Source organism: Faecalibacterium sp. AM43-5AT (genome assembly GCF_003603345.1).
In the GTDB taxonomy this organism is placed as follows: Bacteria; Bacillota; Clostridia; order Oscillospirales; family Ruminococcaceae; genus Faecalibacterium; species Faecalibacterium taiwanense.
In genome coordinates, this window is sequence record NZ_QVGZ01000002.1 from 119,358 (window position 1) to 133,782 (window position 14,425).

Consider the following 14,425-nt stretch of genomic DNA (forward strand, 5'->3'; position numbering starts at 1 on the left):
AAGAGAGGAAGCCTGTATGAAAATTTTAGCTGTTGATTACGGCGACAGCCGCACCGGCCTTGCCACCTGTGACCGCACCGAGTTCCTTACAACGGCCATCACCCCGCAGATCACCCTGAAAGCCCGCAACAAGGTGGCGGCACGGGTGTGCGAAGTGGCCAAGGAGATCGGAGCCGAGCTGATCGTGATCGGCCTGCCGCTGAACATGGATGGTACCGAGGGCGAACGCGCCATCAAGAGCCGCAAGCTGGCAAAGACTGTCGAGATCTGGAGCGGCCTGCCGGTACGCATGTGGGACGAGCGCCAGACCACCTGCGCCGCCGCCGACATTCTGGACGAGAGCGGCACCTTTGGCACAAAGCGCAAGGAGATCCTGGATTCGGTCAGCGCTACCGTCATTCTGGACGATTATCTTGCATGGCGGAAGGAGCACCCGGGGGAGATATAAGAAAAAGGACACCTGACGGTGTCCTTTTTCTTATTCGTACTGCGTAATACTCACGCTGTTGATGGTGATGTCCTCACGGGGCTTCTGGTTTTCGTCCACGGCGGTCTGGCCGATGGCATCCACCACGTCCATGCCCTCGTACACCTGCCCCAGCACGGTATCGGTGTAGTCAAGATAAGGCGCGCCGCCGACGGTCTGATAGGCCGAAACCACCTCCGCGCGGTAGCCCGCGCTGTTCATCTGGTCCACAAGCTCCTGCGTCACCGACTGGTCTCCCGGCAGCGTCTGCATCACGTAAAAAACGCTGGCGCACTCGCCGGAAGCATCGGTGCCCATACACAGCGCGCCAGAGTAGTGGTGCAAGCTGTCGGTGGTCTCAGCCGGGTAGCGGCTGCCGTTCCAGATGGTGCTGCCCCTGCCATCAGCCCCCTGCCCGGCTTCCACCACAAAGCCGCTCTCCACGCGGGAGAAGGTCAGGCCGTTGTAGTAGCCTGCCTGCACAAGGCCCGCAAAGTTATCATAGGCCTGCGGGGCCTTGTCCGGGAAAAGCACCGCCTTGAACACGCCTGCCGAGGTATCGAACACCGCAATGGTGTCCCCCGCCGCAGGGTGGGCAAACTGCAGCTCTGCCGATTCCACTGCCGGGCGGTCGATCTTCTGGACTGTACTGCCGCCGCTGCCTTTGCCAAAGTGCAGAAAGCTCCCGGCACTGCAGCCCGTCAGCACCAGCGCCGCTGCCAGCACAAACGCTGCCCATCTTTTTTTATGCATCATTTCCACCCACGCTCCATACTCTATAGTAACCTGCACGGCACACCGTGCACAGAAGATTCAGAGGATAGTATATCATATTCTGCCGCAGAGTGCGAGAGCAAATGCGTGAAAATTTGCTGCACAATTTCTGTGCGAAAAAGCATCTTGACGAGCAGGCAAAAAAACGCTACACTATATGCAGACCCGAGCGGGCGGCACACAAACAGCCCGTTTTATGACACGATACAGGAGACAATATCTATGTCTGACGAAATCAAGAACCCTAACACCGAAGAAGATCAGCCCGACCTGATGACCCTGGAGGATGAGGACGGCAACGAGATCACATTTGAGGTGATCGATGCGCTGGACTACAAGGGTGTGCATTATCTGGCTGCTGTGGAATACGCCGAGATCGAAGAGGAAGCTGAGAATGCTCAGCTGGTCATCCTGAGCGTTGGCGAGGATGATGAAGGCGAATATCTGGATGTCGTGGACGACGACGAGCTGCTGCTGGAGCTGGGCAAGCTGTTTGAAGAGCGCCTGAGCGACGAGTACGACATCGAAGAATAATTCCAGACAAATTACCCGGCAAAACTTCCTGCCCGGCTCGATTTGTTGCGGTTTATATGATCCTACTAATCATTCAACGGGAGCCCGGAGTTCTCCGGCGGATTGCAGACCTCCCCGCCATGGGTCGACCATGGAGGTTCGATGAGGAAGCGCGAATCCGGCGACAGGGCACCCACCTGTCCGTAAGGGTAGGTTTGATTGACCGCAGACGACCGGGCGGGATCTTTTTATAGCAATCCATCCACCGCTGTCCTCTGCAAAAACAGAGACAGTGTGTGGATTTTTTTATTTCCCTGAATATGGAAAGGATGTGCATTGCGGCATGAAGTCAGAACATCTGGTTGGCACCTCCATCCCCCGTTTCACCTTTGATACCCCCACCACACCGGGCAATGATTTTTACAAGCTGTGCGAAGGGGAGCACCCTCTTGTCATGATCTTCCTGCCTGCCTTTGACCACCCTGTCACCCGGGAATACCTGACCCGCTACCTGCAAACCCTGCCCAGACTGCGCGGCGTGCGGCTGGCCTGCGTGGTGCGTTCCTCGCCCCGCATGGTGGCAAAGGCCACGCAGGGGGCCGAGTTTCCCTTCACCCTCATCTGCGACGCGCCGGGGGTGCTGTACGGCTACCTTGGCGTAGAACAGGCCCGCGGCATCCTGAGCTGGAGCTTTGCGGCCCAGCGCATCTACAAAGCGGCCAAAGAGCAGGGCTACCGCTACAACAGCAATGCTCCGCAGCAGCTGCCGCTGACGCTGGTGGTGGGCCACATGGGTAAGATCCTGTTTACCCATTCCGGCCGCAGCCAGACCGACCTGCCGGAGGACTGCGCCGCCATCCGTGAGATCACCCGCGAGGTGGTGCGCACCATGGCCGAGGACCAGCGGCGTGCACACCCCCACTGCTCCGACGAGACGCTCACCCTGCCGGATCTGGTAGGCTGGGATGATCTTGACGGAAGCAGTCATTGAGTCAACAAGCAAAAGCACCTGCAATTGGTTTTGCAAGTGCTTTTGTTTTTGCATGATTTTTCAGCTTTCAGAGGAACTATCGTCCGAAAACAGCCCCGGGATGCCGCACAGGGCTGCAATGCCCACCAGCGTGAACACGATGCGCGACCAGATGGATGCGCTGCCGCCCAGCAGCCAGCCCACAAAATCGAACTGGAACAGCCCCACAAGGCCCCAGTTGATGCCACCCACGATCAACAGGATCAGGCAGATTTTATAAAAGGTCTGCACAAAAAAGACCTCCTTCCCTTGCGGGCAGTATGCCCCGTGGGAAGGAGGTCTATGCATTTTTATCGGCTCACCCGTGCGCCGCCGCGGTCAGGCTGCGCCACGTACACCTGCTTCCAGCGCCGCTTTGCGGCCTGTGCAGCAGCCCGTGCGGCCCCTTCGTCCCGGAATACGCCGAACACCGCCGCACCGCTGCCGGTCATCAGGGCGGTGACAGCGCCATGCTCCCGCAGCAGGGCCTTGATGGCCCCGGTATCCTTTGCTCCGCTGCACTCTTCCAGCGCATTGCCGGCAGCGGCACAAAGGGCATTCAGATCTCCGGCACGGATAGCGGCTTCCTGCGCTCCGCAGTCCGGGTGGATGCTGCTGCCCACCTTATCGTAAGCTGCAAAGGCTTCCGGGGTGGAAACGCCGTAGTCCGGCATCACCACCGTGAACCAGCACTCCGGCACCGGCGGCAGTGCCTTGAGAAAATCGCCCACGCCCTGCACCCGGCAGGTGCCGCCCATCAGGGCAAAGGGCACGTCCGCACCGATCTTTGCGCCCAGTGCACACAGCTCGCTCATGGAGAGCCGTGCACCGTACAGCTCGTTCATGCCCACCAGCACAGCGGCGGCATCGGCGCTGCCGCCTGCCATACCTGCCCGCACCGGGGTATTCTTATAGATGGTGATGTCCACCCCCGCCAGAAGGCCGGTGTAGTCAAAAAAGGCCAGCGCTGCCTTGATGGCAGTGTTTTTGTTGTTGGGGGCCACCAGACTGCCCGGCAGCCGCAGGTCCAGATAGGGACTGCGGCGCAGCACCACCCGCTCGTAGAGGGTGATAGCCTGCATGGTCATGTCCAGATCATGGTAGCCGCCCGGCAGAAGGCCCACCACATCCAGCGCCAGATTGAGCTTTGCGGGGGCCAGAACGGTCACGCAGTTGAACCTTGCCATTTGTTCCTCCTCAGATTCCGTGATAGATGCTGTTTTCCTGCAGGAATTCCCGGATGCGCCGGAGCGCTTCCTTCAGATGCTCCACGCTGTAGGCATAGGAAATGCGGGCGTAGCCTTCGCCGGAAGCGCCAAAGGCGTCGCCGGGGATGATGGCCACATGCTTCTGTTCCAGCAGCTTCGTGCAGAAATCCTGACTGCTCATGCCCGTGCTCTTGATGCAGGGGAAGGCGTAGAACGCACCGCGCGGCTCAAAGCAGGTCAGGCCCATATCGTTAAAGGCCTTCACCACAAGGCGGCGGCGCATATTGTACTCGTCGCGCATGCGGTCGATCTCGCCGTCGCACTCCTTCAGGGCAGTGATGGCGGCGTACTGGCTGGTGGTAGGGGCGCTCATGATGGCGCTCTGGTGGATCTTGGTCATGATCCGGATGATGGGTGCCGGGCCGCAGGCATAGCCCAGACGCCAGCCGGTCATGGCGTAAGTCTTGGAGAAGCCGTTCACCACGATGGTGCGCTCTGCCATGCCGGGCAGGGTAGCAATGGACACATGGGGCCGCAGGCCGTAGTTCAGCTCGGCGTAGATCTCATCCGAGAGCACCATGATGTTGGTGCCGCGCAGCACCTCGGCAACGGCTTCCAGATCCTCGCGCTCCATCACCGCGCCGGTGGGGTTGTTGGGGAACGGCATGATGAGCAGCTTGGTGCGGGGGGTGATGGCAGCCTTCAGGGCATCGGCACGCAGGCGGAATTCGTCCTCCTGACGGCAGGCCACATGAACCGGCACACCGCCGGACAGGGTGGTGATGGGCTCGTAGCACACAAAGCAGGGCTCCGGGATAATGACCTCGTCCCCGGGCTGCACCAGCGTGCGGATGCACATATCAATGGCTTCGCTGCCGCCCACCGTGATGAGCACCTCGTGCAGCGGGTCGTAGTGCAGGCCCATGCGGCGCTCCAGATACTTTGCCACCTCGGCGCGCAGCTCCTTCAGGCCTGCGTTGGAGGTGTAGCGGGTGCGGCCATGCTCCAGACTCTCAATGCCGGCTTCGCGCACGGCCCATGGCGTTTTAAAGTCCGGCTCGCCCACGCCCAGACTGATGCACTCGGGCATTTCGGCAGCCAGATCGAAAAATTTGCGGATGCCGGAGGGGCGCATGGCCTCAGCGGCAGGCGCGATCAGTTTATCGTAGTCCATCACAGCACCGTGCACTCTCTTTCATCGATTTCTTCGTCCTGATACAGGCGGCCCTCCTTTTTATAGGTGCGCAGCACAAAATGGGTGGCGGTGGACAGCACATCGTCCAGCGGAGAAAGGCGCTTTGCCACGAACAGGGCGATCTCCTGGAAGGTCTGGCCCTTGATCACCAGCTGCAGGTCGTAGCCGCCGCTCATCAGCAGCACGCTCTCCACCTCGTCAAAGGCGGCAATGGTGGCTGCGATCTCGTCAAAGCCGCGGCTCTTCTTGGGGCTGACGTTCAGCTCGATGACGGCCTCCACACGGTTCACACCGGCCTTTTCCCAGTCCACAAGGGTCTTGTAGCCCTTGATGATGCCCTGCGCCCGGGCCAGATCGATCATTGCTGCCACCTCGGCGGGGGATTTATTCAGCATCGTGGCGATGTCCTCAATGGGCAGCCGCGCATTGTCTTCCAGGATCTTCAAAAGCTGTTCCATAGTATTTTGCTCCTTCTCAGCCCATAATCGGGAAATAAATTATCTATAAGTATAGCACAAGCTGTAAAAGATTGCACCCAATTTTTGGGATAGAATGTCTTTTTCCCCTCGTGTCTGTTCTTTTTTACAAAAAGTGTGTTCAAATTTTGCCAAATCTGCTATACTGGAATGGTAAGAGTGTGCCGGAACGCTTGCGGCACCGTTCATCAAAAGGAAAACGAGGGTGGAAACGATGAAAGCATTCATTACCGTCATTGGTCACGATACCGTGGGCGTTGTTGCCAAGGTCGCCGGTCTGTGCACCGAACTGAATATCAATATCGAGGACGTGACCCAGAGCATCCTGCAGGGCATGTTCGCCATGATCATGCTGGTGGATATCAGCAACTGCAATGTGAGCCACGAAGAGCTGCACAAGCGCACCGACGCGCTGGCTGCCGAGATGGGCATGCAGATCAATGTTACCCGTCAGGAAGTTTTTGATGCCATGCACACCATCTGATGGAGGGAGTACACAGCTATGAGTATGTTTAATACCGGTGACATTCTCGAGACCATCGAGATGTTCACTCAGGACAATCTGGACGTGCGCACCGTCACCATGGGCATCAGCCTGCTGGACTGCATCGACCCGGACCCGAAGAAGGCGTGCGAGAACATCTATAACAAGATCACCACCAAGGCCGCAAACCTTGTGCCCACGGTGGAGCATATCAGTGCCGAGTACGGTATTCCCATCATCAACAAACGCATCAGTGTCACACCCATCGCCATGCTGCTGGGTGCCTGCCCGGATGCCGACCCTGTGGAGTTTGCAAAAACTCTGGATGCCGCCGGTAAAAAGGTGGGTGTAAACTTTGTGGGCGGCTACAGTGCTCTGGTGCACAAGGGCTTTTCTGCCGGTGACCGCCGCCTGATCGAGTCCATTCCCCGCGCACTGGCCGAGACCGACATCGTGTGCAGCTCGGTGAACATCGGTGCCACCAAGGCAGGACTGAATATGGATGCTGTCAAGCTCATGGGCGAGGCCGTCAAGAAGGCCAGTGAGCTGACGGCTGATCGTCAGTGCATCGGTGCCGCAAAGCTGGTGGTGTTCTGCAACGCACCGGAGGACAACCCCTTCATGGCCGGTGCATTCCACGGCCCCGGCGAGCCGGACTGTGAGATCCACGTGGGCGTTTCCGGCCCCGGCGCTGTGCGCGCCGCACTGGCCCGCCTGCCCAAGGATGCCCCCATCGACGAGGTGGCAGAGCTGGTCAAGCGCACCGCCTTCAAGATCACCCGCGTGGGCCAGCTGGTGGCCAATCTGGCTTCTCAGGCACTGGGTGTGCCCGCCGGCATCATCGATCTTTCGCTGGCACCTACCCCCGCCATCGGCGACAGTGTGGCCAATATTCTGGAAGAGATGGGCCTTGAGACCTGCGGCTGCTGCGGCACCACCGCCTGCCTCGCCCTGCTGAACGATGCCGTGAAAAAGGGCGGCGTGATGGCCTCCAACCATGTGGGCGGTCTGTCCGGTGCCTTCATCCCGGTCAGCGAGGATGCCGGCATGATCCACGCCGCCGAGACCGGATGCCTGACCATTGAAAAGCTGGAAGCCATGACCGCCGTCTGCTCGGTGGGCATCGATATGGTCATCATCCCTGGCGACACCACCCCGGCTGTCATCAGCGCCCTGATCGCTGACGAAGCTGCCATTGGCATGGTGAACAGCAAGACCACCGCCGTGCGCGTGATCCCTGCCATTGGCCGCAAGGCTGGCGAGGTGCTGGACTTTGGCGGTCTGCTGGGCTATGGCCCCATCATGGCCGTGAACCAGCACGACCCGTCCGTGTTCATCAACCGCGGCGGCCGCCTGCCTGCCCCCATGCAGTCGCTGAAGAACTAAGAGAATAAATCCACTCCAACAGGCCCATCCTCTGGATAACATTTCCAGAAGAAGGGTCTGTTTTTATGTTATCCAGAATGCTTACACGCTCTCAGATGGCTCTGCTCTGCCTTGGCCTGTTTCTCGCCCTTGCCCTGTGTGGCGCATGGCAGACATTTGCATGGGGCCGCACCCAACTGGACACCGGGGCGCTGGTATGCGCCGACACCCTGCGCCTGCACATCCGGGCTGAGAGCGATTCCATTGCCAGCCAGAGCGCAAAGCTCCATGTGCGGGATGCCGTGCTTGCCTATCTGGACACCGCCTGCCCGGCACGGAGCAAACCGGAAGCGGTCGCCTGGGCGGCGCAGCATCTATTTGAGCTGCAGCTCACGGCCCGGCACGCACTGGCACGGCTGGGCATCCGCACGCCGGTGCGGGTGCAGCTGGTGAACATGTACTTCGACACCCGGCGCTACGCTTCGGGCACTCTTCCCGCCGGGCGGTACGACGCTTTGCGCATCGATCTCGGTGCCGGAAAAGGCCGCAACTGGTGGTGCGTGCTCTACCCGGGCCTGTGCCGCTCTGCCTGCGGCAGCTATGCCCGGCCTGCCGAAAACGACCTTGTGTGCGGAAACTACATCCTCCGGCTCCGGCTGGTGGAATGGGTGCAGCAGCGCACCGCCCGCCGGGAGGATGTGGTGCTTGTGGGGTAACGCCCGGCACTTTTGCCGCATAGCATAGGGCGAAAGGAGCGTGTGATCATTATGGCGATCCCTGCTTATTATTCCCTGCTCCAGCGCGGCTCCTCCGGGCCGGACGTAGCTCTTGTGCAGACCTGGCTCAACGGTGTGCGCGACGCCTGCACATGGTACAGCGAGCTGAAGGCCGATGGAAAATTCGGCATTTCCACCGAGAACGCCGTGAAGGAGTTCCAACTCAAAAACAAGATGAATGTGGACGGCAAGGTGGGCGCGAACACATGGAACGTGCTCTACACCCGCTACACGGCCAAGCACGGCCTGCATGTGCCCTACCCCGGCATTGCCCTGCGCAGCGGCTCTTCCGGCGGCACGGTGCGTCTGGTGCAGCAGAAGCTCAACTCTCTGGGTGAGCGGCTGACCGCCGACGGCAGGTTCGGCGCGGCAACGGCAGCGGCTGTGCAGCGGTTCCAGCGCCGCAACGGCCTTACCGCCGACGGCGTGGTCGGCGAAGGAACATGGGAGAAGATGTTCTAGTGTGAACAGCCTTGCCCTCTCAGTCTCGCTTTGCTCGACAGCTTACACCCCTTTTTGTCACCTGCGGTGACATCTTTCCCCGGCACGGGGAAAGTCTATCAAAGGGAGAGCCCTTGGCAAAACCAGAAACTTTGCGTGGACTGCCAAAGCCTCTCACTTTGGGAGAGGTGGCATTGCGCAAGCAATGACGGAGAGGGCGAGCCGCCTTACCTCGTCTGCAGGATTTTCCGTCCTGCAGACGCTTTTGTTTTCCTTGCCCCCACCCCCGCCCTGCTGTATAATAAAGAAAACTCTGAAAAGGCGGTGTTTCCGTTTGCGTTTTCTGCATCTTTCCGACCTGCATCTGGGCAAGCGGGTGTGCGAGTTCTCCATGCTGGACGACCAGCGGTACATTCTGGAACAGATCCTTTCCCTGCTGAATAAAACGCCCGTGGACGGTGTGCTGCTGGCGGGCGACCTCTACGATAAACCCGTTCCCCCTGCCGAAGCCGTGCGCCTGCTGGACTGGTTTTTGACCCAGCTGGCTGAGCGGCAGCTGCCGGTGTTCGCCATCAGCGGCAACCACGACTCCGCCGACCGCATCGCCTTCGGCTCTGCCCTGCTGCAAAGCAGCCGGGTGTACGTCAGCCCGGTGTTCTCCGGTGCGCCGGTGCCCATTTCCCTCACCGACGAATACGGCACGCTGGATGTGTACCTTCTGCCCTTCCTCAAGCCCGCCATGGTGCGGCATGTCTGGCCGGACGAGCCTGTGGAGAGCTACAACGATGCCCTTGCCTGCGTGCTGCGCCACTGCCCGCCGAACCCGGCCCACCGCAGCGTGCTGGTGGCCCACCAGTTTGTGGCCGGTGCTGCCTGCTGCGAGAGCGAGGAAGTCTCGGTGGGCGGTGTGGACAGCGTGGATGCCAGCCTGTTCGATGCCTTTGACTACGTGGCGCTGGGCCACCTGCACAGCCCCCAGAAGGTGGGCCGCGATGCCGTGCGCTATTGCGGCACCCCGCTGAAATACTCCTTTTCGGAAGCAAACCAGCACAAGAGCGCCACCTTTGTGGAGTTCGGTCTCAAGGGCGAAGTTTCCATCACCACCGCGCCGCTTACCCCGAAGCACGACCTGCGGGAAGTGCGCGGCAGCTACATGGAGCTGACCGACCGCCGCAATTACGACGGCACTGCGGTGGACGACTACCTGCACATCACCCTGACCGATGAGCAGGACGTGCCGGACGCGCTGGCCCGCCTGCGGGTGATCTACCCCAACCTGATGCGGCTGGACTACGATAACCTCCGCACCCGGGAAGATCAGGAGATCACCGCACCGGAGCGCGCCGAGAGCATCACCCCGCTGGAGCACTTCTCGGCGTTCTACCAGTTGCAGAACAATCAGCCGCTGACGGCGGAGCAGGCGGCATTCTGCCAGCAGCTCATTGAGGAGATCTGGAAGGAGGGCGAGGACGCATGAGACCGCTGAAGCTCACTCTTTCGGCCTTTGGCCCCTATGCCGCCGAGACGGTTCTGGAACTGGCAAAGCTGGGCAGGGGCGGCTTATACCTTGTCACCGGCGATACCGGCGCAGGCAAGACCACCCTGTTCGATGCCATTACATACGCCCTGTACGATCATTCCAGCGGCGGCGTGCGCGAGGGTGCCATGCTGCGCTGCAAGTATGCCGGCCCTAAAACGCCCACCTTTGTGGAGCTGGAATTTGAGGTGAACGGCCAGCGCTATACCGTGCGCCGCAACCCGGAGTACCAGCGCCCCAAAAACCGCGGCGAGGGCATGACCACCGAGAAAGCGGATGCCACCCTCACCTATTCCGATGGCCGTCCGCCGGTGACCAAAGCCAAGGATGTGACTGCCGCCGTGCAGGAGATCATCGGGCTGGACTACAGCCAGTTCTGCCAGATCGCCATGATCGCGCAGGGTCAGTTCACAAAGCTGCTCAACGCTTCCACCGAGGAGCGCAGCCGCATTTTCCGCAAGCTGTTCCGCACCCAGCGCTATGCCCGGCTGCAGGAGCGCCTGCAGGCCGAAAGCGCCGCCCTCAGCCAGCAGCGCACCACCCAGAATGCAAAGCTGGACAGTCTGCTCTCCGGCATCCGGTTTTCTCCCGACGACCCGGATGCCGATGCCCTTGCCGCACTGAACGCCCAGACCGAGCCGGAGACGGCCCTTGCCCTGCTGGAAGGTCTGCTGGCCCGCCAGCAGACCGCGCAGGAGACCGTTGCTGCTGCCCTCAAGGACACCGAAGCCAAGCTGGACGAAGTACAACGTCAGCTGGGTGCCGCCCAGCAGGCCCGACAGCTGGCCGCACAGCTGGCCGCACAGCAGGCAGAGCTTACCGCTGCCCTGCCTGTGCTGGAAGCTGCCCGTGCCGAGAGCGCCCGCCACGCAGGCGATGCCGCCCAGCTGGATGTTCTTGCCGGACAGGTGACGCAGGCACAGACGGCCCTTGCCGCCTACGATGAGCTGGATACCCTGTGCCATCAGCAGCAGGCCGCGCGGGATGCTGCCCAGCTGGCCGCTGCCAAGGCCAAAGCGAAACGCACCCAGCTGGCCGCACTGGACACAGCGCTGGCCGCTGCTGAAAAGGAGCTGACCGCGCTGGAAGATGCTCCCACCCGGCTGCTGGCCTTGCAGAACAGGGAAAAGGAGCTGGCCCAGCGCCGCACCGCCCTTACTACCCTGAACCAGCGGCTTGCCGCCTGCCAGCAGCAGGCACAAAAGGCCCACCGTGCGCAGGATGCCTACCGCACTGCCGCCGAAGCCAAGGAGCAGGCCCATGCCCGGCGGGATGCGCTGGACAAAGCCTTTCTGGACGCACAGGCCGGACTGCTGGCGCAGGCGCTGGCCGAGGGTGCGCCCTGCCCCGTGTGCGGCAGCGTCCACCATCCGGCAAAGGCCCAACTGCCCCACACAGCCCCCACGCAGGCGCAGGTGGATGCCGCCAAGCAGGAAGCCGAAAAGGCCGATGCACTGGCCCAGACTGCCAGCACTGCCGCACAGAGCGCCCTTGCCGCAGCCGACGAAGCCCGCCGCTCCCTGCGCCGGGATGCTGAGAGCCTATTGCCCGAGCGCTTCACCTCCCCGGATGGGACGGTACAGCTGACCTTCAAGGGGATGAACGCTGTCCTGACGGAAGAAGCCTGTGCCCTGCACGCAGCACAGGCCGAGTGTGTCGCCGCGCTTCGGCAGGCCGAAGCAGACTGCGCCCGCCGCACCGCATTGGAGGCCGACCGTCAGGCAAAAAGCCGCCAGCGCCCGGCACTGGAACAGGCCGCCGCTGAAGCTGACAGCACCGCCGCCGCGCAGAATGCCAGCGCCGATGCACTGGAGCAGCAGACCGCTGCCGCTCGTGCAGCCCTGCCCTATCCGCAGCGGGCCGAGGCACAGGCCGCGCTGGATGCATTGGAAGCCAGCCGCACCGCCCTGCGCACCGGCATGGAGCAGGCTCAGCATTCCCTCAAACAGGCAGAGCAGGCCTATGCCGCTGCCAAAGCCGCTGTGGATGCCCTGCAGACCCAGCAAGCCACTGCCGAAACCGCCGGGCCTGCCCAGCCGCTGGAATTTTTACAGGCAGAACAGGCCCGCCTTGCCGCTGCCCGGAGCGCTCTGCGCGAGCAGGCACAGAAGCTGGCAGCACAGCGGCTGCCCAACCGTGCAGCCGCTGAAAAATACCGCACCGCTGCCGAAGCGCGCACTCAGCTTGAACAGCGCTGGCAGTGGGTGAGTGCCCTTGCCGCCACGGCGGGCGGCACCTTGACCAGCAAACAGAAGATCAAATTGGAAGCCTACATCCAGATGAACTATCTGGACCGCATCCTGCGCCACGCTAACACCCGCCTGATGCAGATGACCGCCGGGCAGTACGAGCTGGAGCGCATTGGTGCCGAGAACCAGCGCAGCCAGTCCGGCTTGGACCTTGGCATCATCGACCACTACAACGGCACCCGCCGCAGCGTCAAGACCCTTTCCGGCGGCGAAAGCTTCAAGGCATCGCTGGCGCTGGCACTGGGCCTTTCGGACGAAGTACAGAGCGCGGCAGGCGGCATCCGTCTGGACACGCTCTTCCTCGATGAGGGCTTCGGCAGTCTGGATGACGAATCGCTGGAACAGGCCATGCGCGTACTTGCAGGGCTGACCGAGGGCGACCGGCTGGTGGGCATCATCTCCCACGTAGGCGCTCTGAAAGACCGCATCGACCGACAGGTGGTGGTGCGCAAAGCCCGCACCGGCGGCTCTACCGTAGAACTGATCGTGTAATGGCTGCTAACCTGGGCGGCGGCAATGCCTCTTTATAAGTTGCGTCTTTTCGGGGCATCCTATGGGCGGAGGTGATTTTCCAATGAGCTTGACGCCCTTTATCCGCCACGAGCTGGAACACCAGCCCGGCATTGCCGCCGCACCGGAAAACAGCTGCACCCGCTGCAGCCCGCCGCTAGGCAGGGAGCCGGATATCCTGCTGCCAGGCGACCCCGCTGCCCCCGGCACACAGGTTCCGCCGCACATTGAAACGCCGGGCCAGACCCCGCACCCGGACACAAACAGCGCCCCGCAGGGTGTGCCCATGACCAACGGTACCCCGGCCGCCTGTTACCAGAAGAACGCCCGGGAATTTCTGGCCGGGGATGTGCAGACCAGCGTGATGGCCCACTATGCACCCGGACTGTTCAGCACAGACCAGCACACCCATTCCCGCCATCCGGCCCCGGACGAGGATGCTTCTCAGGTGCTGAACCTTGTGGACTGGCGTGAGGATGCACCCTACGGCTAACAAAAATTTTTCAAATTATTTTTGCTCTACCTGTTGAAATCTGCGTCCGCTTCCCTTATTATGGTAGCAAACAAAGATAAAGGCAGGTTTTGCATCATGGCAGAGATCAAATATGAAGTTGTTCAGCGCATTGCAGTGCTCTCGGAGCGCCCCCGCGGCTGGGAGCGTCAGCTGAACCTCATCAGCTGGAACGACGGCGAACCCAAGTACGACATCCGCGACTGGTCCCCGGACGGCACCCGCATGGGCAAGGGCATTTCCCTGAGCCACGACGAAATGGCCATCCTCAAGGGCCTTCTGGACGATCTGGAGCTGTAAGCATGGGCGGCCGCGAAGAGTTTTTGCAGATCTGGCAGCAGCACGTCACCCGCCCCGGCAGCGAAAAGCTGCTGGACTGGCTGGACCACAAGACCGACTTCTTCACGGCACCGGCCTCCACCCGGTTCCACGGTGCGTGTGAGGGCGGGCTTTGTATGCACAGCCTGAACGTCTACCATGCGCTGCACGATACCTTTTTTACCGAGGGCGACAGCGAGGAGACCTTTGCCATCTGTGCACTGCTGCACGATCTGTGCAAGGCCAACTACTACAAGCCCGGCACCCGCAACGTGAAAAACGAAGCCACCGGCCAGTGGGAAAAGGTGCCCAGCTACAGCGTGGAGGACCTGTTCCCCTACGGCCACGGCGAAAAGAGCGTGTTCCTCATTGAGCGGTTCATGAAGCTGCACATCGAGGAAGCCGTTGCCATCCGCTGGCACATGGGCGGCTTTGACGATGCGGCCCGGGGCGGCTGCTTTGCCATCTCGGAAGCCTACGACAAGTATCCCCTTGCCGTCAAGCTGCACATCGCTGATCTGGAAGCCACCTATCTGATGGAGCACCGCACCAGCGCTGTGCGCTGAAAAAACAACAAAGCCCGGACAGGCACA

Annotated in this window: 17 protein-coding genes and 1 other RNA gene; 13 read left to right on the forward strand and 5 right to left on the reverse strand. The window is 61.3% G+C overall.

Annotated elements, in window-relative coordinates:
* The first annotated feature begins 16 nt into the window (after window positions 1-16).
* Window positions 17-448 (forward strand): Holliday junction resolvase RuvX, encoded by a 432-nt coding sequence (ruvX, locus tag DW937_RS04445; RefSeq protein ID WP_044954016.1) that lies wholly within the window; start codon window positions 17-19, stop codon window positions 446-448.
* A gap of 30 nt (window positions 449-478) precedes the next feature.
* Here ruvX and DW937_RS04450 read toward each other — a convergent pair whose 3' ends face one another.
* Window positions 479-1,222 (reverse strand): peptidylprolyl isomerase, encoded by a 744-nt coding sequence (locus DW937_RS04450; protein ID WP_243111424.1) that lies wholly within the window; start codon window positions 1,220-1,222, stop codon window positions 479-481.
* 240 nt (window positions 1,223-1,462) lie between these two features.
* Between DW937_RS04450 and DW937_RS04455 the strand changes: the two genes are divergently transcribed.
* The 3 genes from DW937_RS04455 to DW937_RS04465 all read left to right on the forward strand — a co-directional run bounded on the left by DW937_RS04455 (window position 1,463) and on the right by DW937_RS04465 (window position 2,744).
* Entirely contained in the window at window positions 1,463-1,774 is a 312-nt protein-coding gene (locus DW937_RS04455) for a DUF1292 domain-containing protein (protein ID WP_120120249.1), read from the forward strand.
* 22 nt (window positions 1,775-1,796) lie between these two features.
* Window positions 1,797-2,001, forward strand: a non-coding RNA gene (ssrS, locus tag DW937_RS04460) — 6S RNA.
* Window positions 2,002-2,096: 95 nt separating this feature from the next.
* Window positions 2,097-2,744, forward strand: coding sequence for an AhpC/TSA family protein (locus DW937_RS04465; RefSeq protein ID WP_097776540.1), 648 nt, complete (start codon window positions 2,097-2,099; stop codon window positions 2,742-2,744).
* A 60-nt stretch (window positions 2,745-2,804) separates the two neighbouring features.
* On the opposite strand, the gene DW937_RS04470 is transcribed toward DW937_RS04465, so the two are convergent.
* The 4 genes from DW937_RS04470 to DW937_RS04485 are packed head-to-tail and all read right to left on the reverse strand — an operon-like array spanning window position 2,805 to window position 5,623.
* Window positions 2,805-3,014 (reverse strand): DUF378 domain-containing protein, encoded by a 210-nt coding sequence (locus DW937_RS04470; RefSeq protein WP_243111425.1) that lies wholly within the window; start codon window positions 3,012-3,014, stop codon window positions 2,805-2,807.
* Between the two features lie 59 nt (window positions 3,015-3,073).
* The gene (ispE, locus tag DW937_RS04475; RefSeq protein WP_120120250.1) at window positions 3,074-3,949 is read right to left on the reverse strand and encodes a 4-(cytidine 5'-diphospho)-2-C-methyl-D-erythritol kinase; all 876 of its coding nucleotides are present in this window, start codon (window positions 3,947-3,949) and stop codon (window positions 3,074-3,076) included.
* 10 nt (window positions 3,950-3,959) lie between these two features.
* Window positions 3,960-5,144 (reverse strand): aminotransferase class I/II-fold pyridoxal phosphate-dependent enzyme, encoded by a 1,185-nt coding sequence (locus DW937_RS04480; protein WP_120120251.1) that lies wholly within the window; start codon window positions 5,142-5,144, stop codon window positions 3,960-3,962.
* Window positions 5,144-5,623, reverse strand: coding sequence for an Lrp/AsnC family transcriptional regulator (locus tag DW937_RS04485; RefSeq protein WP_005935606.1), 480 nt, complete (start codon window positions 5,621-5,623; stop codon window positions 5,144-5,146). The genes DW937_RS04480 and DW937_RS04485 overlap by 1 nt, the downstream gene beginning before the upstream one ends.
* A 232-nt stretch (window positions 5,624-5,855) precedes the next feature.
* Between DW937_RS04485 and DW937_RS04495 the strand changes: the two genes are divergently transcribed.
* From DW937_RS04495 to DW937_RS04535, 9 genes are all read left to right on the forward strand, one after another.
* A complete protein-coding gene (locus DW937_RS04495) occupies window positions 5,856-6,125 on the forward strand; it encodes an ACT domain-containing protein (RefSeq protein WP_005944416.1) in 270 nt (89 codons plus the stop codon).
* A gap of 18 nt (window positions 6,126-6,143) precedes the next feature.
* A complete protein-coding gene (locus tag DW937_RS04500; protein WP_005944418.1) occupies window positions 6,144-7,511 on the forward strand; it encodes a PFL family protein in 1,368 nt (455 codons plus the stop codon).
* Window positions 7,512-7,576: 65 nt separating this feature from the next.
* Entirely contained in the window at window positions 7,577-8,206 is a 630-nt protein-coding gene (locus tag DW937_RS04505) for a stage II sporulation protein R (protein WP_243111426.1), read from the forward strand.
* Window positions 8,207-8,257: 51 nt separating this feature from the next.
* Window positions 8,258-8,728, forward strand: a complete 471-nt coding sequence (locus DW937_RS04510; RefSeq protein WP_118526340.1) for a peptidoglycan-binding protein — start codon at window positions 8,258-8,260, stop codon at window positions 8,726-8,728.
* 313 nt (window positions 8,729-9,041) lie between these two features.
* Window positions 9,042-10,184 carry an exonuclease SbcCD subunit D gene (locus DW937_RS04515; RefSeq protein WP_120120253.1) on the forward strand — a complete coding sequence of 381 codons (1,143 nt, stop codon included), beginning with the start codon at window positions 9,042-9,044 and terminating at the stop codon, window positions 10,182-10,184.
* Window positions 10,181-12,985 (forward strand): SMC family ATPase, encoded by a 2,805-nt coding sequence (locus DW937_RS04520; RefSeq protein WP_120120254.1) that lies wholly within the window; start codon window positions 10,181-10,183, stop codon window positions 12,983-12,985. The genes DW937_RS04515 and DW937_RS04520 overlap by 4 nt, the downstream gene beginning before the upstream one ends.
* Before the next feature lie 82 nt (window positions 12,986-13,067).
* Window positions 13,068-13,496 carry a hypothetical protein gene (locus tag DW937_RS04525; protein WP_243111427.1) on the forward strand — a complete coding sequence of 143 codons (429 nt, stop codon included), beginning with the start codon at window positions 13,068-13,070 and terminating at the stop codon, window positions 13,494-13,496.
* Window positions 13,497-13,592: 96 nt separating this feature from the next.
* Entirely contained in the window at window positions 13,593-13,814 is a 222-nt protein-coding gene (locus DW937_RS04530) for a PC4/YdbC family ssDNA-binding protein (protein ID WP_044954026.1), read from the forward strand.
* A gap of 2 nt (window positions 13,815-13,816) precedes the next feature.
* Window positions 13,817-14,398: a hydrolase gene (locus DW937_RS04535; protein ID WP_120120256.1), complete on the forward strand. Its 582-nt coding sequence runs from the start codon at window positions 13,817-13,819 to the stop codon at window positions 14,396-14,398.
* The last annotated feature ends 27 nt before the right edge of the window (window positions 14,399-14,425 follow it).